The organism is Oscillatoria nigro-viridis PCC 7112 (assembly GCF_000317475.1).
GTDB lineage: Bacteria > Cyanobacteriota > Cyanobacteriia > Cyanobacteriales > Microcoleaceae > Microcoleus > Microcoleus nigroviridis.
This window is the reverse complement of the sequence record NC_019729.1, coordinates 3,052,902-3,072,572: the sequence shown is the minus strand read 5'-3', so window position 1 is coordinate 3,072,572 and position 19,671 is coordinate 3,052,902. Positions and strand designations below refer to the sequence as shown.

The 19,671-nt window shown below is 44.2% G+C and carries 18 protein-coding genes; 7 read left to right on the top strand and 11 right to left on the bottom strand.

Annotated features, from left to right (window positions below; all coding sequences use genetic code 11):
• Window positions 1–207: 207 nt before the first annotated feature.
• The 3 genes from tsaB to OSC7112_RS12980 all read right to left on the bottom strand — a co-directional run bounded on the left by tsaB (window position 208) and on the right by OSC7112_RS12980 (window position 3,058).
• Entirely contained in the window at window positions 208–960 is a 753-nt protein-coding gene (tsaB, locus tag OSC7112_RS12990) for a tRNA (adenosine(37)-N6)-threonylcarbamoyltransferase complex dimerization subunit type 1 TsaB (protein ID WP_015176321.1), read from the bottom strand.
• Between the two features lie 2 nt (window positions 961–962).
• On the bottom strand, window positions 963–2,675 hold the full coding sequence (locus OSC7112_RS12985) for a serine/threonine-protein kinase (RefSeq protein WP_015176320.1): 1,713 nt from the start codon (window positions 2,673–2,675) through the stop codon (window positions 963–965).
• Window positions 2,676–2,809: 134 nt separating this feature from the next.
• Window positions 2,810–3,058, bottom strand: a complete 249-nt coding sequence (locus tag OSC7112_RS12980) for a Ycf34 family protein (RefSeq protein WP_006632635.1) — start codon at window positions 3,056–3,058, stop codon at window positions 2,810–2,812.
• Between the two features lie 108 nt (window positions 3,059–3,166).
• Here OSC7112_RS12980 and OSC7112_RS12975 point away from each other — a divergent pair, with 108 nt between their 5' ends.
• The gene (locus OSC7112_RS12975) at window positions 3,167–4,414 is read left to right on the top strand and encodes a tRNA nucleotidyltransferase/poly(A) polymerase-related protein (RefSeq protein WP_015176319.1); all 1,248 of its coding nucleotides are present in this window, start codon (window positions 3,167–3,169) and stop codon (window positions 4,412–4,414) included.
• 223 nt (window positions 4,415–4,637) lie between these two features.
• Here the strand turns inward: OSC7112_RS12975 and OSC7112_RS12970 are convergent, their stop codons facing one another.
• The 3 genes from OSC7112_RS12970 to OSC7112_RS12960 all read right to left on the bottom strand — a co-directional run bounded on the left by OSC7112_RS12970 (window position 4,638) and on the right by OSC7112_RS12960 (window position 6,450).
• A complete protein-coding gene (locus OSC7112_RS12970; protein ID WP_015176318.1) occupies window positions 4,638–4,985 on the bottom strand; it encodes a DUF952 domain-containing protein in 348 nt (115 codons plus the stop codon).
• A gap of 121 nt (window positions 4,986–5,106) precedes the next feature.
• Complete coding sequence (locus OSC7112_RS12965) at window positions 5,107–5,544, bottom strand: cupin domain-containing protein (protein ID WP_015176317.1); 438 nt, start codon at window positions 5,542–5,544, stop codon at window positions 5,107–5,109.
• Between the two features lie 135 nt (window positions 5,545–5,679).
• Window positions 5,680–6,450, bottom strand: coding sequence for a cysteine hydrolase family protein (locus tag OSC7112_RS12960; RefSeq protein WP_015176316.1), 771 nt, complete (start codon window positions 6,448–6,450; stop codon window positions 5,680–5,682).
• Window positions 6,451–6,661: 211 nt separating this feature from the next.
• Here OSC7112_RS12960 and OSC7112_RS12955 point away from each other — a divergent pair, with 211 nt between their 5' ends.
• The 6 genes from OSC7112_RS12955 (at window position 6,662) to OSC7112_RS12930 (ending at window position 13,316) form a co-directional block, all read left to right on the top strand.
• Window positions 6,662–6,940, top strand: a complete 279-nt coding sequence (locus OSC7112_RS12955; RefSeq protein WP_041622514.1) for a hypothetical protein — start codon at window positions 6,662–6,664, stop codon at window positions 6,938–6,940.
• A gap of 169 nt (window positions 6,941–7,109) precedes the next feature.
• Complete coding sequence (locus OSC7112_RS12950; protein WP_015176315.1) at window positions 7,110–8,375, top strand: serpin family protein; 1,266 nt, start codon at window positions 7,110–7,112, stop codon at window positions 8,373–8,375.
• A gap of 373 nt (window positions 8,376–8,748) precedes the next feature.
• Window positions 8,749–9,951, top strand: a complete 1,203-nt coding sequence (locus OSC7112_RS12945; protein WP_041623088.1) for a glycoside hydrolase family 10-like protein — start codon at window positions 8,749–8,751, stop codon at window positions 9,949–9,951.
• A gap of 14 nt (window positions 9,952–9,965) precedes the next feature.
• Entirely contained in the window at window positions 9,966–10,643 is a 678-nt protein-coding gene (locus tag OSC7112_RS12940) for a TIGR02117 family protein (protein WP_015176313.1), read from the top strand.
• Window positions 10,644–10,789: 146 nt separating this feature from the next.
• A complete protein-coding gene (gene hisA, locus OSC7112_RS12935) occupies window positions 10,790–11,563 on the top strand; it encodes a 1-(5-phosphoribosyl)-5-[(5-phosphoribosylamino)methylideneamino]imidazole-4-carboxamide isomerase (protein ID WP_015176312.1) in 774 nt (257 codons plus the stop codon).
• A gap of 343 nt (window positions 11,564–11,906) precedes the next feature.
• Window positions 11,907–13,316 (top strand): cation:proton antiporter, encoded by a 1,410-nt coding sequence (locus tag OSC7112_RS12930; protein WP_015176311.1) that lies wholly within the window; start codon window positions 11,907–11,909, stop codon window positions 13,314–13,316.
• Window positions 13,317–13,420: 104 nt separating this feature from the next.
• On the opposite strand, the gene OSC7112_RS12925 is transcribed toward OSC7112_RS12930, so the two are convergent.
• Genes OSC7112_RS12925 through kaiC form a run of 5 tightly spaced genes read right to left on the bottom strand, consistent with a single transcriptional unit; the run spans window position 13,421 to window position 19,553 of the window.
• Window positions 13,421–14,425: an ADP-ribosylglycohydrolase family protein gene (locus tag OSC7112_RS12925; protein WP_015176310.1), complete on the bottom strand. Its 1,005-nt coding sequence runs from the start codon at window positions 14,423–14,425 to the stop codon at window positions 13,421–13,423.
• Window positions 14,397–17,102, bottom strand: coding sequence for a hybrid sensor histidine kinase/response regulator (locus OSC7112_RS34470; protein ID WP_015176309.1), 2,706 nt, complete (start codon window positions 17,100–17,102; stop codon window positions 14,397–14,399). The genes OSC7112_RS12925 and OSC7112_RS34470 overlap by 29 nt, the downstream gene beginning before the upstream one ends.
• 15 nt (window positions 17,103–17,117) lie before the next feature.
• Window positions 17,118–17,468 carry a circadian clock KaiB family protein gene (locus OSC7112_RS12915; protein ID WP_015176308.1) on the bottom strand — a complete coding sequence of 117 codons (351 nt, stop codon included), beginning with the start codon at window positions 17,466–17,468 and terminating at the stop codon, window positions 17,118–17,120.
• A gap of 21 nt (window positions 17,469–17,489) precedes the next feature.
• Window positions 17,490–17,831 carry a circadian clock KaiB family protein gene (locus OSC7112_RS12910; RefSeq protein ID WP_015176307.1) on the bottom strand — a complete coding sequence of 114 codons (342 nt, stop codon included), beginning with the start codon at window positions 17,829–17,831 and terminating at the stop codon, window positions 17,490–17,492.
• 24 nt (window positions 17,832–17,855) lie between these two features.
• Entirely contained in the window at window positions 17,856–19,553 is a 1,698-nt protein-coding gene (kaiC, locus tag OSC7112_RS12905; protein WP_015176306.1) for a circadian clock protein KaiC, read from the bottom strand.
• Window positions 19,554–19,671: the final 118 nt, after the last annotated feature.

Sequence of the window (19,671 nt, the reverse complement as noted above, 5' to 3'; positions counted from 1 at the left end):
AAAACGCACTCTACAAGTTGATTTAACTTATATCTTGCACCATTCTCAATAAGCTTTTAGGAACAGGCTTTCCGGCCTGTGAAGCGAGAAAATCTACTCTTTGTGGAACAGGCATCTTGCCTGTTCTTGAGAATGGTGCAAGATGTGAGTTTAACTGAAACCAAATAATGCCCAATGCCCTCTTCCCAATGCCCAATTCCCAATATTTCAGTGTCCCTTAACCGGATGTTGCCCGTAAAAAGGCAAAGCATCCGACCAATCAGGGCGACTTCCTTGTTTCCACTCCAAATAAGCCAATTCCAACACACTAGAAACAGACCAACCCAACTCGCTGCCAACTTCAATTAACTGATAAGAATTTTCCCAACTTTCCAACTTTTCCTGCCAGGATTCCGCCGTCATTACAGTATCGGTAAACAACTCTGTTAAACCAGAATCTTTGTTAACTGAATAAACAGCACCAAATAATTGTCCCCGCTGTGCAGGCATTTGCAGGGCCACGCTCAAAAGCCCCCCCTTAGCAAGGGAAGGTTCTGCACTCAAAAGCCCCCCCTTAGCAAGGGGGGGTTGGGGGGGTTCCGTATTCAAAAGCCCCCCCTTAGCAAGGGGGGGTTGGGGGGGTGCCGCCCAAGCCACAGCCGCCAAAGTTGAAACCGCAAAAACCGGAATATCCAACTGTTGAGCCAAAGTCCGCGCCGTCACCATACCCATCCGAGTCCCCGTGAAGCCTCCGGGCCCCTTCGCCACTGCAATAAAAGCCAAATCCGCCCAAGTTTGCGGCCCAATAAACTCGACTAAATACTGATGCAAATGAGTGGCTAAATCGCGATCCAAATTCCAAGTTTGGCAGCGAGAATCTCCAGCAAAATTGCTGATGGCTAAACCGAGTTCGCGACTAGCTGTGTGCAGGGCTAAGCCGTATTTTTTAACAGATGTTCCGTCTTGGGGATTGCTATTCACGATTACTGATAATTTTCCTTAACAAAAAACAGGGGCAAAGCCACAACTAAGCAACCCAAAAGAATACCAAATATTCCCGTATTTAAAATCCTGGAATTCCCCATGCCCCCAGTCATCAAAAACAGCACTACTAAACTTGCAAATAAATTTTTATTGGCAAATTCTTTGTTCTGGGAAACTTGATGCTTGACGGCCATAAAACCAGAAGAAACTATTAGCGCAAACCAAGAATTAAAAATGACTATTTGAGAGCCAAAGATAAACCAAACTAAGGCAAACATTAGCGCATCTATCCAAAAATCCTGAGTTTTCAACTTCGGCAGCCAAAATTCTTGGGTAGCAACAGGGGCGATTTTCTTGAGTAATTGATTGTGTTGCAGCCGCACGAGTTTGTTTCTCAATTGAATCTTGGGATCGATTTGCAATATTTGTTTCCACTCCGGGCGGCGAGAATTGTTGACTCTTCCCAACAGCTTCACGGCTGCGACTTTATTTAACTGTAAATCGGTGAGTCTGGTGGCAATTATTTGAGATAAGTGGGGATAGTAAACGGGGTTGTCTTCGGTTCTGTTGATGACGATAGTTAGCTGTTGCTTGGCTTGGCTGACTTGGATTGTAACATTGTAGGGGGCGAGATCCTCTTGCAAAGCTTGCTGAATTTCGGCTTGCTGTTGGCGAGTGAAAAGCGACACACCGGGCGCGGGTGTAACCACCCGTTCTGCAGGCGTTTCCGGCGCGTCTAGCACCGGCTGTGCGTCTAAATACACCGGTTTGGGGTTCAAGTGCCGGATGACTGCTGAGGCTGAACTGTAGCGCCGGTTGGTGGCACTTTGAAGCATGGTGTCGAGGATGCGGCCGAAATCATCGCTAACAGCAGTCTTCAAATAATTTCGCCAAGCCCAAGAATCCTCTGTACTGTCGAACAAATCGAAGGGAGGAATTTCAGTCAACAAGTGAATGCAGGTAACGCCCAAACTGTAGATATCGCTGGCAAAAACTGCTTTCCCCATCAATTGTTCTGGGGCTGTATAAGCAGCACTGCCGATGATTGTACCAGTTTGCGGCAAGCCGGTTGCTGTTACTTTCTTTGCTGCACCAAAGTCTACTAAAACAATATCTTTTTGGAAAGGAGAGGGTTGATAGGAAGTTTCTAAGGCGGGTAAAGGAGTTGGAGATAACCGGCGGCGAATGATATTTTCGGGTTTGATATCGCGGTGAATGACTTTGGATTTGTGGACGAAGTGGAGCACTGGCAATAAATCGTTGAGGATTTGCCGAATTTGTGTTTCGGTGAATGCTCCTTTTTGTTCTAATTCTCTGGCTAGGTTTTTGCCGTCTATAAATTCTTGTACTAAATACTGTCTCCCGTCTTGTTCAAAATGCGCGATTAATTCGGGAATCTGGGGATGTTTTCCCAAGGTTTCTAGCTGGGCTGCTTCTTGGTGAAATAGTTGAGCTGCTTTTTCTGCTGCGGTATTTTGCGGGAAAAATTGCTTGATTACGCACTGCGAAAAAATCAGGGGTTTTGTTTCATCAACTGCTAAAAATGTTCTGCCAAAGCCTCCTTGCCCGATCGGCTTTACGGTTCGGTAGCGAGATGCTGAAGGCGTTTCTGCGTCAATAGTCAACAACAATTTTGAGCCGCAACTTTGGCAGAATTCTGCATCCCCTGGGTTGTGCGGATTCTGACAAGTTGGGTTTAAGCAATAGCACATTGGATTTTAGATTTTAGATTTTAGATTTTAGATTTGTAATTGGGAATAAAAACTGTTGACTGTTGACTGTTGACTGTTGACTGTTGACTAACAACTGCCAACTGCCAACTGCCAACTAACTAATGACTTCTTCCTTAAGTCGGGACGAGTTCGCCTGGCCGCAATTTTGCCCATTTGCCGGTTTCTTGCTTGAAACTTTGACACCCAACTACATCCCATTCCATTTCAATTTCGTCTTGGCGGGGGCGGATGTTGACGTTGATGGTGGGTTCTACGGGGTCGAAATCCGGTGTTTCGGTGAGGTGAAGCTGTTCGTGCTGTTCTTCTACGGCGTGGTAGGTAAAGCAGCGGTCTACATAGTGGCAGTTAATACAAATACACATTCTTGATATCCTCTGTGCATTTCAAAAAGATTGGTGAAATTTGAGCTTTCTGTTAATCTAGCGTAGCAAGAGTTTAATTGTTTGTAAGGAAAGTAGATTTTTGTTGCGATGCCGATTAATTTGCCCTCTTCATTATCTCCTGATAGTTGGCCGTTTGATTTGGAACTGCTGACACCGCCTGCTTATCTGGTGGGCGGTGCGGTGCGGGATGCGCTGCTGGGGAGGCGATCGCACTATTTTGATTTGGATTTCGTTATGCTAACACGGGCGGTGAAAACTGCTCGAAGAATTGCCGATCGCACGAAAGGTGGATTTGTCTTGTTAGATGCGGAACGCCAAATTGCGCGGGTTGTATTTGCGGGCGGTACGGTGGATTTGGCGCAGGCGGAAGGGGGGAGTCTGGAGGGGGATTTGCGGCGCCGAGATTTTCGGATAAATGCGATCGCCTGCAATCCTTTTACAGGAGAAATCATCGATCCTTTGGACGGTCAAACTGATTTGCGCTTGGGTTTGCTGCGGATGATTTCGCGGTCAAATTTGGAGGACGATCCGCTGAGGTTATTAAGAGCTTACCGCCAAGCGGCGCAGTTGGATTTTGCGATCGAAGCTGAAACTCAATCGGCGATTCGGGAATTAGCACCGCTGTTGAGTCGGGTAGCGGTGGAACGGGTGCGGACGGAATTGGGTTATTTGTTGAGCAATCCAGAGGGTGTTCCTTGGATTTGTCGCGGTTGCGAAGATGGTTTGTTTTCGATTTGGTTTGAAAGTGCGATCGACCGTTTTGATATTTTGACAAAAATTGACGCATCTGCTGACAAATTAGCGGCAATTTATCCAGATTTGGGGAGAGAATTTTCGCGATCGATTCGAGATACGATTAAAACGCCGTTGTTAGCGGTTGCGAAGTTGGCTGTTTTGGCAGATTCCGACCCGACAATTGCTGAAACCCAGTTGCAGCGGTTGAAGTACAGCAATGCGGAGATTAAAAGTGCGATCGAGCTTTTGAAATACTTGCCGAAGTTGCAAGCACAACCTATCGCGGAAATGTCTTTGCGAGAACAGTATTTTTTGTTTCGGGATCTGGGAATAGTATTTCCTGTTTTAGCGGTTTTAGCGGTGGCGGCGGGACTTGCGGTTGAGGAGATTTCACTGTTAATTAATCGCTATCTCGATGCCGATGATATTGTTGCTCATCCCACACAATTAGTTAGCGGCAATGATTTAATGGAATCTTTAAATTTGCCCAGAAGTCCGCGCATCGGTCAATTGTTGATGGACATTCAATTAGCGCGGGTGGAGGGGAGAATTGCGAGTCGCGAAGATGCGCTAGCATTCGCGAAAGAGTTAGTTAATTAGTCAGTTTAAATTGATATATTGCACAAATAAGAACGGGCAAGATGCCCGTTCCACAAAATTCAACTTTCCCGTGGGGTGGGCTTCTAGTCCGCCCTCAAAAATTCAATTTCCCCCTCAAACTTTGAAGGGGAAAGATGCCCGCTATCAAAAATTAAATTTTCCCGTGGGGTGGGCTTCTAGCCCGCCCTCAAAAGTTAATTGACAATGGTCAAAAATATGAATATCAAGCAACATCTCTTAATTCTTCCGGCAATTCAAACTTGCCATCTGCACCCGCTTCAAACTCAAGAACTTTCAACACAGCATCAACATTCAGCGGCCCGTAAATATGCGGATAAAAATCTCCAGCGGCAGATTCATACTTAACTTCTGCTTGCACTTTCTCAGAGTCAATCCACAGCAAAAGCAATCCTGTTTGTCCGACAAAAAATTTGTTGGCACTTCTAGTAACTTGCGGGAGTGTCGAACAGTGGATAAATCCTTCAGAGTCTAGGGTATCGCCTCGATAGGATTGAAGGTGTTTTGCTTCTTCCCACTGTTGGCTTTTAGCAATGTGAAATATAACGCTCATAATTGAAAATTTTTAACGTAAAACAGTATTTTGTTAGAGCCCCGACTGCTTAAACAAGTCGGGGCTCTGCTTTCCCAGGCAGGGGCTAGAAGATTAAAACACTAAAGTGCTTACTACAAAACTAGCACGATACGAGTACATCCGATCGCCCGAGGACTCTCATATCTTCCTCATCGAGTTCCACTGGCGTACCGCTGCGAATCAGTTCCACAAAATCTTCATTCGGCACCATAATGCACAAAGTGTACAAACGTTCACTCCCGGTATTCTCAATTACGTGAGTCCCCGTTGGAGGCACTAACAAACTATCTCCCGGTTTAATACTAACTGTTTTGCCGTCGCAGGTTGCTTGCCCTCTTCCTTTGAGTACAAAAAACATTTCTACTGCGAATTGGTGGCGGTTGGGAGGAGTTTTGCCGCCCCCATCGAAAATCTCCACGCAAACAGTTAATGAAACATTAGCTGTTACCGGATCGAAGACGATCGCTAATCTATTAGTATCGCCGGGACTGATGCGAAATGCTTGGTAGTCTTGGGGAGACTTTATAACAGGAATCATGCACTGGTTTGTCATTTTTTTATTGTTAGTTGTCAAGTGTTATGTTTCTGGGTCATTACTAAGAATCCAGAGTCATTAGTCCCCAGTTTGGCCTCAAAAAAATATGACTGATGACTGATGACTGATGACTGATGACTATTTAATTGCTTCTAACATAGCCTGAGAATCCGACAAAAAGCCAAAACATTGTTTAACGTTATAGAGAGTAGCTTGCCAGCAATACTCGGGAGATGTCGTAGCTGTACAATCTTTGACTAAAATACAGTCGTAACCGAGGAAATTAGCATCTTGCAGTGTAGCCATGACGCACTGATCGGCGTTTACTCCTCCAAAGAAAAGTGTAGTTCTGCCGAGGTTCCGCAAGATACTATCTAAAGGAGTATCCCAAAAGCCGCTCATCCGATATTTATCCACGCAAATATCCTCCGGTTTGGGTTTTAATTCATCGACAACCTGCGCCGCCCAACTCCCTGCCATCAGTACAGGTGCGTTGTTTTTTGGTAGCGGATCTCCCAAACCTACGCCGTCGCCTGTGGGATTGTAAACGTGACGGGAAGCTGCACTAATATTGAGCAAATCGGGGCGGTTTCCCCAGTTTATCCAAATAATAGGCATTGCGTGCGATCGCAATTTTGGCAGCAAATTTGTTAAAGGATTAATTGGAGTTCTCGCGGGCGTTACATCTACGCCAATATGCGCCAGCCAACCGTCGGGATGACAAAAATCATTTTGCATATCTATCACCAACATTGCAGCTTTGGCTAAGTCCAAACGCAGGGTTTTAGTTTCTGTTTCCAGGGTAACAGGTTGAGGTGCGATCGGCGATCGGGTGATGTCGGCAATTTTGGTATCAACTTTCCAAGCATTCGGCGGTACGCCCAAGGTGCGGAGAGAATCAGGATTCATATGATTGTGACTCAAAAACAATTTCAATCTTATAACTATTTGATTGTTACTAACTTGTCATATCTTAAATCTTTGTTATAATTAAGTATCAGGGGTAACTTTTTGATAACTTTAGGATTTATTAACTTTATTAAAGTTGGTTGATAGCCAATGTTAGCGCCCTGGAATCATCAAATAAAAATTAATGTAAATTTACAAAAAGGGTAACTCTGTGAGCTTTACAATTCAAAATGCTTTACTTCCGGTGGAGAGAGGTGATGAAACCGCAGACGTGCCAGTGGCGGATAGTTGCATAAGTGCGATCGGAGAATTGGTTTTTTTAGCCCCAGAACTTCCTTTTGTAGCCGAGAGGAAAGTACAAACGATCGATGTCGATGACTTGCGGCGGGAATTATTCGATCGCAGCGAGTGGAATAGCAAGCGTCAATCGCAAACGGTGAGTGAAATAGAAGCGCACTACCACAAAGTGATGAAACTGCAAGGTTATTAAAAGCTATCCTCTCTCTTCCTACAAAAAGTTAGCCAACTGTTTATAGCAAGGACTAAAGTCCTGACTATATTAAACTCTCAAAAACTTGATTGCTGAGTCGAAAAAATAAAAACTAAAAGGTAAAAATGTGAGACCACACCACCCAAAATATCAACCAAAGATAACTTTTATGTCTTGGAAAACCAGGCTTGTTACTGCCGCCATCATTACATTAGCAATTTTCGCAGAATTGGCGCCGTCACTAAAAATTAACCCCATCAACCTCGCAAATCCCAATCACTCAAAAGCTGCAGCCATGACACCCCCTAACAACCAGATCGATCTAGACGCCAGACTTGTTGCAGCTAATACCAAATTTGGTTTTAACTTGTTCAACACCCTCACCAAACAACAGCCGAATCAAAATATCTTTATTTCCCCTACTTCTGTCGCCCTCGCCCTGTCAATGACATACAACGGAGTTAGCGGAGAAACCAAACAAGAAATGACAAAAGTTCTCGAATTTACGGGAATGACTCCCCAAGAAATCAACGCAGCAAATCAAGGTTTGCAAAATAGTTTGCAGAAAGTTGAACCCAATATCCAAGTATTAATTGCTAACTCGCTTTGGGCGCAACAAGGCTTCTCCTTAAAACCAGAATTTCTGCAAACAAATCAAAAATACTACAATGCTAATATTACCGAACTAAACTTTAGTAATCCGCAAGCTCTTAGCATCATTAACAACTGGGTGAGCCAAAAAACTCAAGGAAAAATCGATAAAATTGTCGATAAAATTAGCCCCGATGGAGTCTTGTTTTTGATTAACGCTATCTATTTCAAAGGCAACTGGAAAACCCCCTTTGATAAATCTCAAACTGCGAACAAAACTTTCTCTTTAACCGACGGCAGTTCCAAACAGCATCCGATGATGTCCCAGAAAGGTAATTTTTGGTACTACGAAACAGACACATTTCAAGCAGTCAGTTTACCTTACGGCAAACAAGGTTCTCTGAGTATGTATATTTTTTTGCCCAAGCCCAATAGCAACTTGGAAACTTTCTTGCAGCAATTAACAACAGAAAACTGGAATGAATGGATGCAAGAATTTACACATATAAATGGTACAATTGAAATACCCCGCTTCAAAATAGAGTATGAAGTTGAACTCGAAAACACACTCACAACTTTGGGCATGGCAGGAATTTTTGATATCTCAAAAGCCGATTTTTCTCCGATGACTGATGACAGCGTAGCCGTAGACTCAGTAAAACACAAGACATTTGTCGAAGTGAACGAAGAAGGTACAGAAGCAGCAGCCGTCACTTCCATCCAGTTAACCAGATCTGGTGGATCGCCTTTTCAAATGAATGTAAACCGTCCATTCTTTTGTGCCATTCGAGACAATACTACAGGAACAATATTATTTATGGGTACGATCGTTGACCCCCAATAATATCAAAAATAGTAGGTGCGTCATTCGATTTTAGATTTTAGATTTTAGATTTTGGATTGACTTGCGCGAGATAAATGCTCTTTCTTGAGGATTTTCGATTTTCGATTTGGGATTGATTCCACGGATAAATCGCGTGGCGGGTAAGCTGTTCTGTATTTAAAGAGTATTTCAAAAAAAATTAAAGTCATGTGGGGTGGGCGTCCCGCCCGCCCTGAATATACAATTTAAATGCGCGACAGCTTACCACCTTTGAAATTCGCGGTCAGGAAGTGTGCGATCGACTTTTAATCAAATAACCCTAGCTGACGCACCCTACCAAGCTAATTATACGGTAAAATATCAGTCTAAAAATAATCATATTGGCGACAAATTGATGATTAAACTGCACAAATGGCAGCGGATACTGGCTTTAATAGTTGTTTTTACGATCGCCCTTACCTCCTCCGCGATTTTATCCCCCCGTCTCTTGGCTCAAACCCCGCCCAAAACCCCAACAACCGAATTGCGCGGCGTCTGGCTGACGAACATTGACAGCGACGTTATTTTCTCCCGCAACAACATCATTGACGCTGTAAATCGACTGGACAAACTCAATTTTAATACCATCTATCCCACGGTTTGGCAAGGAGGCTATACGCTTTATCCCAGCGCAGCAGCCCAACGAGTATTCGGACAGTCGATCGACCCCTCGCCCGGATTGAAAGACCGAGACATCCTCAAAGAAATTATAGCACAATCCCGCCAAAAAGGTATATCAGTAATCCCCTGGTTTGAGTTTGGCTTCATGGCTCCCGCAGAATCGGAATTAGCCACACTTCACCCCGACTGGCTGGCGCACCGGCGCGACGGTTCAACTATTTGGAAAGAAGGCGAACACGAGCGAGTTTGGCTGAATCCCTTTCATCCCGAAGTCCAGCAATTTATCTTAGATTTAATCCTAGAAATTGTCGATAATTATGATATAGATGGCATTCAATTTGACGACCATTTCGGCTTGCCAGTAGAATTTGGCTACGAGCCGCTAACCATGTTAATGTATCAGGAACAAATCAAAAGTCCTCCCTCCGACGACCCCCGCGAAACCTTCTGGGTGCGCTGGCGCGCGGACAAAATTAATGACTTTATGGGGCGAGTTTCCCGCGCCATCAAATCCCGCAAAGAAAAATGTATTGTCAGCTTATCTCCGAACCCTTTTCACTTTTCTTTACCCGCCCACTTGCAGGACTGGTTTAGCTGGGAAAGACGCGGCTACATCCAAGAAATTGTGTTGCAGGTTTATCGCAGCGATATCAAGCGTTTTAGTGCAGAACTGGAACGGGAAGAAGTTAAACTGGCTAAACTTAACATTCCAACTGCGATCGGCATTTTAACAGGTCTTAAAAATAATTCCGTGCCCCTCAAACAAATTCAAGAACAAGTGCAAGAAGTGCGAAAAAGAGATTTTGCTGGCGTGTCGTTCTTTTTCTACGAAAGTTTGTCGAATTGGGCTAACGAAACCCCCGAACAGCGGAATTATGCCCTGCAAGAATTCTTTCCCACAAAAATGCAGCGCCCGCCATCCGAAGCCCGAATTTGACACCCACAGTTAAAATGAGAAAAAGCATACAGCGCTTAGGAATTGTCATCTTATCTTTGACCGCTTGCCTAACAATTGGCTATCTCACTCCCAGAAAGTGGGGAAATTACTCGCAAGCAGATTGTACAATCTCTCTATACATTTCCAACGAAGGCATCCACACCGAAATCATTGTTCCAGTTAAAAATGAATATTTTGACTGGAATCAATTTTTACCGCTAACAGAAATAGGGCGAGATGCCGCTTCTGATTATAAATATTTGTCTTTTGGCTGGGGAGATAGAGCTTTTATGCTGGAAACTCCCACCTCAGAAAGTATCAACCCAGTTACAGCTTTCAATGCCCTATTTCTCCCTACTCCGTCTACCGTACACGTTGAAAGTTATCGGGTTGTCCCCCGAAATATTGAAACCAAATGTGTGAAAATTAGTGGGGCCAATTATCTGAGGCTGGTAAATTTTCTTAAAAATTCATTCCAATTAGACGCAGCAGGTAAGAAAATGAAAATTAGCTACAGCTACGGTAACAGCGACAGTTTTTATGAAGCAAAAGGCAGTTACTCTATTTTAAGAACTTGCAACGACTGGACGGCCGAAGCTTTGCAAAAAGCCGATGTCAATACTCCTTTATGGTCTACGCTTTCTTCGGCGATTATGTTTCATTTAAATAGCGGTTGCGAATGTCAAAAATAAAGGGTAATGAGTAAGACAATTTTAGATTTTAGATTTTAGATTTTAGATTGTAAAATTCGGAATGAATGATTGTGTATGGGTTGGGAGATTCCCTAAAGTTGCATTCTTTTTTTGAGCTGGTATAATTACCAATTTGAGGAAAAATCATGAATGTAATTCCAGCGATCGACCTATTGGATGGAAAATGCGTCAGATTGTATCAGGGAGACTACGCGAAGTCTCAAACTTTTAACGACAACCCCGTCGAAGTCGCCAGACAGTGGGTAAATGAAGGCGCAACCATGCTGCATTTAGTAGACCTCGACGGCGCCAAAGCAGGTCATCCAGTCAACCAAGCAGCCATTGAAGCGATCGTCCGATCCGTAGACGTTCCCTGTCAAGTAGGTGGCGGAATGCGCGATCGCACTTCTGTGGCTGCTATCCTCAATTTAGGCGTCCGGCGCGTCATTCTCGGCACTGTCGCCGTCGAACAACCGCAATTAGTCGGCGAATTGTGCGCCCAATTTCCCACTCAAATTCTGGTCGGCATCGATGCCAGAAATGGTAAAGTTGCTACTAGAGGCTGGCTAGAAACTTCGGAAGTTTTAGCAACAGAATTGGCGCAAAAAATGGCAGAGTTAGGGGCTGCTGAAATTATTTACACCGACATTCACCGCGACGGTACTATGGAAGGGCCGAATTTGGAATCTTTGCGCGAAATTGCTAACGCTATTTCGATTCCGGTGATTGCTTCCGGTGGCGTTAGTTCGATCGCAGATTTGTTGAGTTTGTTGGCTTTGGAACCAATTGGTGTCAAAAGTGCGATCGTCGGTAGGGCAATTTATACCGGCGACATCTTGCTAAAAGAAGCAATTCAAGCAGTCGGACAAGGGCGGTGGCAGGATGTACCGCCAGATTTGGGTTCTTCGAGTTTTGCTTGATACAGCAAATTCCACATTTATGAAGTACACCCGCCTATGGCTCAATCCCCGTAGGGACAAAGGCTTTCGCCCAAGGAGTGTCAACTTTCCACGTCAAACCCGCAGTCCGACAGGGGTTGAAACCCCTGTCTCAAAGCACAAGTCCTCGCTATGAGGACTAAAGAAATGGGTAACAACTCATCAGTCCTCATAGCGAGGACTTTCGCTATTAGACAGGGACTTCAGTCCCTGGCGGTCTTTCGGCTTAAGTTGACACTAATGGGCTCTTGGAGTGTCCCTACTACACTTCATAAATTCAATCATCAATTAACGTAGAATCGTCTTTCTTACCATCATCGTACCCATGTTTTTCAACCATACAATTACAGCTTTAAGTTCTGGGATGGCATCCCTAGTTCATCCCATACCTTTATTAGCAACAGTCGAGGCAGAAAATTCGCCGATCGTCCTCAGCGGAGTTTTGCTCACTTTGGTAGTGATTTATCTCGCCAGTAAATTAGGCGCAGAAGCGGCTAGAAACTTCGATTTTCCGCCGGTTTTGGGTGAACTTGTAGCAGGGGTAATTGTTGGCGTATCTGCTTTACACCTAGTCGTTTTTCCCGAAGCAGGGCTGTCAGCATCCAACTCAGGGATTATGACTGTTCTGCAATCGATTAATCATCTCTCCCCAGCCTCCGTCACCAGTATCTTTGAATCCCAGAGTGAAGTTATTTCAGTGCTAGCTGAATTAGGCGTGATTATTCTGCTGTTTGAAATTGGCTTAGAGTCGGATCTCAGACAACTAAAAGAAGTGGGGGTTCAAGCCGTCGTTGTCGCTTGTGTCGGCGTGGCAGTTCCCTTTGCCGTCGGTACCGTTGGCTTGATGATGCTGTTCCATACTCCGGCAATTCCGGCGATTTTTGCGGGGGCGGCTTTGACAGCAACCAGCATCGGAATTACCTCCAAAGTTTTGTCGGAATTAGGACAACTCAAATCTAAAGAAGGTCAAATCATTGTTGGTGCGGCGGTGATTGATGATGTGCTGGGAATTATTGTCTTGGCTGTTGTCGCCAGTTTAGCCAAAACTGGTGAGATTGACGTTATTAATGTCATCTATTTGATAGTCAGTGCAACAGTGTTTCTTTTGGGTTCAATTCTCTTGGGCGGCGTGTTTAACAAAAGCTTTTCAGCCGTCGTAGACACACTCAAAACTCGCGGCAATATAGTCATCCCGGCGTTTATCTTTGCTTTCTTCATGGCTTTTCTGGGCAACGCAATTCATCTCGAAGCGATTTTGGGTGCGTTTGCGGCTGGTTTGGTTTTGGATGAAAGCGATGCTCGCAACGAGTTGGATGAATTGGTGAAGCCGATCGCGGATTTCCTGGTTCCCATCTTTTTTGTAACCGTGGGGGCGCGCGCAGATTTGGGGGTTTTGAACCCAACAGTGCCGGATAATCGGGCGGGACTTTTGATTGCTGCTTTCTTGATTGCGGTTGCGATTTTGGGCAAGATCGTAACAGGTTGGGTGGTGTTTGGTCAGCCTGGAATCAATCGATTGGCGATCGGAGTGGGGATGATTCCTCGGGGCGAAGTCGGGTTAGTGTTTGCCGGCATCGGTTCGGCGAGTGGAGTTTTGGATAAACCGTTGGAAGTGTCGATTATTATCATGGTGATTCTGACGACTTTTTTGGCTCCGCCTTTTCTGCGGATTGCCTTTGGCGATACGGTAGAGCCTCCAGCTAGCGGGGAACCTTCTAGCGAGCAAATCGTTTGATTGAAGGAATTTAAGTCTAGGGCGATCGACTAATTTAAAAACACAAATGTCGATCGCCCAAATTTGTTTAGCCGTAATCATAAGTCCTAAGTTGTGATCGGCGGCTACAACTTGACTTTCAAGTGATAACAATTGTCAGCGAGTTTAATTAGTTCCCCCAGACCCCAAGTACCCCGATCGTTCAAACGTTCCGCTAGTTGACGCGGGATGGCTTCTAGCCCCAGAAATGCCCCGCTGATGGCACAAGCCATTGCTGCGGTGGTATCCACATCGCCACCGACGGCGATGCTAGTGCAAAGAGTTTCCCAGTAATCTTGAGGCGATCGCAAAAACGCATATAAACTCCACAAGACGCTACCGACTACAAAGGGCGAAATTCCTTGCCAAGAGCGATCGTAGTTTAACGGCAGTCCAGCTCTAGAAATCAACTCTACGGCTGACTCTGGAGGCAATTTGACCCATTCAATCAAATCTTTCAGCAACGCGGCAAAGGAAGAATCAACTTCTGCTACCCAGTCGCTCAGTTGGCCGAGAAATGGCTCAGTTTCAATAGTTGCAGATTGAAGGGCGATCGCCACAGCCCCCGCGATCGCCACAGCCCCGGCAGAACACCGCGAATCTTGATGGGTGATGCGCCCTCGATCGCAAGCAGCTTGTACGAGCTGGGACGGGTCATCGTAGAATATTAAGCCGATCGGTCCCGCCCTCATAGCACTTCCATTACCAGCACTGGGAGCAGGAGTACCGGCTTCTTGCCAAGCAACGCCCCGAATCAGGCGGTTTGCAGCTTCTTCTGTCGATCGACCCCGCCCGACAATGCGATCTTGAGCGAAAATGTCAGCAATACGGGTGGCGTAGTCGCTGGGGTCGAATTCGCCACAAGCGAGGTAGCTTTGGAGGAGTTCGCGGGCGAGTTGGGAGTCGTCGGTGTATTGACCAAAAGGAAAGCCGAAGCGATCGCGATCTTTGATTTTTTTGAGTCTAACTTCGTAGTTGACAAAGTTTTGGCAAACTTCCGGCGGATAGCCTTCTACTCTACAGCCTATAGCGTCGCCGAGACACTGGCCGATCAGACAACCCCTAAATTGTTCGAGACGCGGTACTGTCATATAAATCAGTTAATTCCATAATGATATCCGTTTTAAAACTCAGCGTTAAATCTTTGAGGGCATTCGCGATCGCCACTTGAGAAGTAGGTATTTGTTCAATTAATTGCAGCAGGAGATCCCCATCACAATAGTACGCCGCATCATACATTTTCTGTAGCCATTCCGGGGGCATCATTGCTAAAGCATCTCTAGACAATTCAACCCTCGGCAGTGAACAAGACTCTTGAGAGGTAACGGGCGGGATGCGATTTGCTTGATTCTCGTCTTGCGGCAGTATCTCCGTTAACCTTTGTAATAACTGTGCGATCGTATAAGGTTTTAACAAAAATGTTTTGACATTAGCATCTAATGCCAGCTTTCTGTTAGCCAGGAGTCCGCTAGTCGCAATGATATTCACCCCCGGATTAATTTTTTGCAACTCGCGCATTGCGGAAACACCATCTAGGTTGGGCATCATCATATCCATTAAAACCACGCTAATTTCCTGTTGATGTTCCCTATAGAGATCGAGGGCTTCAAGCCCATCACTAGCGAGTATTGTTCTGTAGTTGTAATTTTCTAGAGAAGTCTGTGTGATCTCTCGAATAGAGGCTTCATCATCAACAATTAAAATCAACTCGCCCTTACCTCTAGGCATTGCTTCTTCTACAGTTGTGAGGCTCACTTCTCCCTCTATAGCTGGTAAGAAAACCTGAAATTTCGTACCCTTACCCAACTCGCTATAAACCTTGACAAAACCGCCATGATTTTTGACAATCCCCATTACTGTTGATAATCCTAGCCCTGTTCCTCGGCCAACTTCCTTGGTAGTGAAAAACGGGTCAAAAATTCGGTTTAACAATTCTGGCGGAATACCAATTCCTGTATCAGCCACCGTCACCGCCACATAACAGCCTGCTTTTGCTTCCAAATTCAGCAGGGCATCATCTTCATCCAATGAGCGATTTTCGGCAGAGACGGTCAAAATTCCTCCTGATGACATGGCATCCTTAGCGTTAATCATCAGATTCATAAATACTTGGTGTAGCTGGGTAGCATCACCCGATATTGTCCATAGTTCCAGTGCGGGAATTTTAGTCGAAATAGTTATAGATTTGGGAAATGTTTGTTGAATAATACCGATCGTTTCTATGAGCAAATAACCTAGTTGTAATATTACATATTCACCATCCGTTGCTCGACTAAAAAGAAGAATTTGTTTGACCAACTCAGCCCCACGTTTAGCACTACCAGAAAGGAGTCTTAACAGTCTTTGTGTCGGTTCATTCATATTGGTAATTTTGAGAGGAAGCAGTTGACTAGCTCCCAAAATCGGAGTGAGAATGTTATTGAGATCGTGTGCAATTCCACTTGCTAACGTTCCCAAACTCTCTAATCTCTGGGCATGGTAAAACTGTTTTTCAAGTAGCTTTTTTTCAGTAATATCGCTATTAACAACGAGGATAGAAGCCGAGTGAAAAAATTGATTTTTTATTAGTGTTTTACGACTTTCTACAATTATATTCTTACCTGTTTTAGTAAGTTGATCTATTTCCCCCTGCCAACTGCCTTTCTCGGTAGTGATTTGGATCGGCTCAGTTAGTTTACACGGTTTATTAAATAAGGTTTGAGTTTTCTGCCCTATAACTTCTGCTTCTTCCCAACCATATAAACGTTCAGCTCCTTTATTCCAAAATAAAATACGATCGTCTAAATCCTTTACAAAAATGGCATCACTTGTAATATCGATTAAGGCTGCTTGTTCCGCAATTTTTTGCTCTGTTTCTTTGCGTTGGGTAATATCCGTAATAATTTCTATGCCCACCCAACAATCTTGTTCTCCATCCCATTCAGCAACATAGTTTGAGGTAAGCCATCGAATCTGGCGATCGCCATGCAAAAACCGATATTCGATAACACCAGAGCGCCCTGCTTGAATATCATTGATAAATGATGCGAGCGTTTTTTCTCGATCTTCGGGCAATATATTCCCTATGATTAAGGCAGAATCTGCTTGCACTGCTTCTAAGCTATAGCCAAAAATCTGTTGAGTTCCGCCTGCCCAAGAATCAATCTCTAAAGTACCATCAGTGAAAAGACGAAAATTTATAATAACGGCGAGCGCGCTGTTGAGAATGTGACTGAGTTTCGCAGCTTCTTTTATTTTAGATTCTGTAATATCAGTCACAATAATACTATTAACTAAAATCTCATCTACCTGAAGTTGTTTAAACGATAATTTAACAGGTACTTCCTTATTTCCCGTTGCTGGGATCAAAGACATTTCTTTAGTGAAACTTTTTTCAGGCTGAACCTGCTGCAAAAGTAGTAAAAATGCTTTTTTATACTGGGGCGCAATAAAGGTTTCTAATTGAGAGCCTATCAGATTTTTTAAAGGACAATTTAAGATTTCTGAGAGTCGCTTATTACAGTACAAAATTAAACCTTCAGAAGATACGGTAGCCGCTCCTTCGCCCATTTGTTCCACTAAACACTGATAAACATAATCTGCCCCCTGAAGCGTAAAAACTCGCTCTCCTCTCTCCGTAGAAACAACAACAGCATCAACTTCCCCACAAGCAATCGCCTGCAACGTTTCTTCCGCTACATTTAGGCGTTCCTGCACCTCTGCCAATTCCCGATGTAGGGTTTCGACTTCTTGGCTCATTTTTTCAACAGGGGTGAGAGAATCCTTCATTATTTTGCTCTCCAATTATTTTTTTTTAGGCACAATATTAAGACCGATTAAGACTTTTTCTGTATTCGATAAATTGCCAATCATCTTTTGTAAGGGCATAGGTAACTTTTTGATCAAGGTGGGAACAGCCACAATGTTCTCTGAAATAAGAGCTTCTGTCTGTTGATAAATATCAATCACTTCTAGCTCATAACGCCCTTGGAGATGTTCCTCACAAATCTTTTTGATGTTTTGCAACGCCGTCACCGATTGGAGCGTTGTACCTGAAACATAAAGACGTAGGGTATAATACTCTTCCTGCGATTGGGACAGGGACTGTTCAAAAAGTTCTGTAGTTGTTGGTTTAACATCTTCGGAGTCAATCATTGTTAGTACCTCTCTCTTGAGTTATTGTTCATCGACTAGACTAAAAATTTGCAGTCCTACCAGAACTTTTTCAGTATTTGATAAATCACCAATAATCTTTTTAATCGGTTCTGGCAATTGTCTAACGAGAGTCGGTAGAGCAACGATGCTATGTTCTATGGCGAGATGGGGCTGTTGACTTAAGTCAACAATTTCAATGGTATATTGACCCTGAAGATATTCCTCACATATCTTCTTCAAATTGGAAAAAGCCACCAAAGATTTAGGCGTTTGTCCCGCCACATATAATCGCAGTTGCCAAATAGCTGACTCTTGTGTGTTAGTGGGCTGTGACAAATTATCTGTTGTTAAATTCTCTCTCATCTTTTTTATCCTTAGAGATATGTTTTAGGGATTCAAATGACGTAACCTTCCCATAAAGGTTCGATTCTCCAGTACCGCGTTTTCTTCCTCTTGTTCTTCTTGAATCAGCAAATCTAACTCCGCATCTCGATTGAGCAATTGCATTTGTAGAGCATCTATCTGAGCTTGTAATACTTTTTTCTCTTGTTCGTACTCGCGTTTTTTGAGTTCAAAATTCTGTTGGCGTTTTTTATAGGCAGATTGTTCCTTTAGTTCTTGAGTGAGTCTTTCCGTTCCTGTTAATACGTTGCCCTCTCCCAAGTAAACCTCGACCAAGTTTACGCCTTCATTGGTGATGATAAATTCCCGTACTTGATTGGAGTGCTTCATGCCGCGAGATTTGAGGGCATAGAGAATCCGATTGCGCTCCCCATTCACCTTGAGCGTTTGGAGCTCTAACCAAGTATCCATCAGAGAGGAAATACCCATTTCTGTCTGTTCGTGGTCTTGGTCAGCATCACCGGGCGTTAAATCTGTCAAAAAAATGGTGATTCCTTGGCTCTTTAAATAGTCAATCAAACGCAGAAAAAAGCTTTTTGTTTGCATAAAGCTTCCACTCAAAATGAGATTGCTCATCGGATCGACGACGATCGTGCTTGGTTGAAATTTTTTGACCCAGCTATGGATTTTAAACAAACGCATTTCTAAATTGTAGTTAGTGGGACGTACCGCATCAAATTGCAACAATCCCTGCTCTACATAGGGGGCTAAGTCCACACCAATCGAGTTTAAATTGCGGATAATTTGTTGAGGGGATTCTTCTGTGGCGAGATATAAACACCGTTCGCCTCTGTGGCAGGTTGCTCGGGCAAAATAAGATGCCAGCGTTGTTTTCCCCGTTCCAGCCCTGCCTGTGACAAGAATACTGCTACCCCGATAGTAGCCCTGCCCGCCAAACATTTCATCAAGTTGCGCGATCCCCGTTGAGATGCGCTCATTAGAAACCACATGGTCTAATTTTAATGAAGTAAGGGGTAAGACCGAAATGCCATTTTCTTCAATTAAAAAAGGATATTCATTATTACTGTGACGAGAGCCGCGATACTTGACAACTTGAAGGGTTCTTGTGGCGATGTCTTGAAACGTTTTTTGATCTAATTTGATCACGCAATCCGAAACGTATTCTTCTAAACCTTGACGGGTTAAGGTGCGATCTCCTCGCTCCCCTGTGATCGCGGCTGTCAGACCTCGGTCTTTTAACCAATGAAATAAACGGCGTACTTCTGCTCGGACTATGTTGGCATTGGCTAAACCAGCAAACAAGACTTCTATCGTGTCTAAAACCACCCGTTTAGCGCCAATTTTGTCGATCGCATAGCCGAGACGAAGAAATATGGCTTCTAGGTCATATTCTCCTGTTTCCTCAATTTCGCTGGGGTCAATATAAATATGATCTATTAATATTTTACCTTCAGCAATTAACTGATTTAAATTCCACCCTAAAGAGGCGACGTTTTTGGTGATTTCTGATGCAGTTTCTTCAAAGGTGACTAAAACGCCTGGTTCTCCGTACAGCGTTGCTCCGCGCACGAGAAACTCCACACCAAATAAGGTCTTACCGGAACCCGCTGACCCGCAGATTAAGGTTGGTCGGCCTTGGGGCAAGCCTCCATCTGTGATTTCATCGAGTCCCTGAATTCCCGTTGGGCATTTGGATAATTGTAACTCTTTAATTTTCTCCATAAAGCATTAAAAATTTATTTTTGATAGGAGTTACATCAGCGCACAACTATCCTACCTGCGACACTCTAGGAATCTGTGCTCTTATCTTGATGGTCTGTACATGATTAACAATAGCACA

Coding starts and splice junctions, on each gene's coding strand:
- OSC7112_RS12985 (WP_015176320.1), bottom strand. CDS start 2,675: ATGTGCTATTGCTTAAACCCAACTTGTCAGAATCCGCACAACCCAGGG.
- OSC7112_RS12980 (WP_006632635.1), bottom strand. CDS start 3,058: ATGTGTATTTGTATTAACTGCCACTATGTAGACCGCTGCTTTACCTAC.
- OSC7112_RS12975 (WP_015176319.1), top strand. CDS start 3,167: ATGCCGATTAATTTGCCCTCTTCATTATCTCCTGATAGTTGGCCGTTT.
- OSC7112_RS12970 (WP_015176318.1), bottom strand. CDS start 4,985: ATGAGCGTTATATTTCACATTGCTAAAAGCCAACAGTGGGAAGAAGCA.
- OSC7112_RS12965 (WP_015176317.1), bottom strand. CDS start 5,544: ATGATTCCTGTTATAAAGTCTCCCCAAGACTACCAAGCATTTCGCATC.
- OSC7112_RS12960 (WP_015176316.1), bottom strand. CDS start 6,450: ATGAATCCTGATTCTCTCCGCACCTTGGGCGTACCGCCGAATGCTTGG.
- OSC7112_RS12950 (WP_015176315.1), top strand. CDS start 7,110: ATGTCTTGGAAAACCAGGCTTGTTACTGCCGCCATCATTACATTAGCA.
- OSC7112_RS12945 (WP_041623088.1), top strand. CDS start 8,749: ATGATTAAACTGCACAAATGGCAGCGGATACTGGCTTTAATAGTTGTT.
- OSC7112_RS12940 (WP_015176313.1), top strand. CDS start 9,966: ATGAGAAAAAGCATACAGCGCTTAGGAATTGTCATCTTATCTTTGACC.
- hisA (WP_015176312.1), top strand. CDS start 10,790: ATGAATGTAATTCCAGCGATCGACCTATTGGATGGAAAATGCGTCAGA.
- OSC7112_RS12930 (WP_015176311.1), top strand. CDS start 11,907: ATGTTTTTCAACCATACAATTACAGCTTTAAGTTCTGGGATGGCATCC.
- OSC7112_RS12925 (WP_015176310.1), bottom strand. CDS start 14,425: ATGACAGTACCGCGTCTCGAACAATTTAGGGGTTGTCTGATCGGCCAG.
- OSC7112_RS34470 (WP_015176309.1), bottom strand. CDS start 17,102: ATGAAGGATTCTCTCACCCCTGTTGAAAAAATGAGCCAAGAAGTCGAA.
- OSC7112_RS12915 (WP_015176308.1), bottom strand. CDS start 17,468: ATGATTGACTCCGAAGATGTTAAACCAACAACTACAGAACTTTTTGAA.
- OSC7112_RS12910 (WP_015176307.1), bottom strand. CDS start 17,831: ATGAGAGAGAATTTAACAACAGATAATTTGTCACAGCCCACTAACACA.
- kaiC (WP_015176306.1), bottom strand. CDS start 19,553: ATGGAGAAAATTAAAGAGTTACAATTATCCAAATGCCCAACGGGAATT.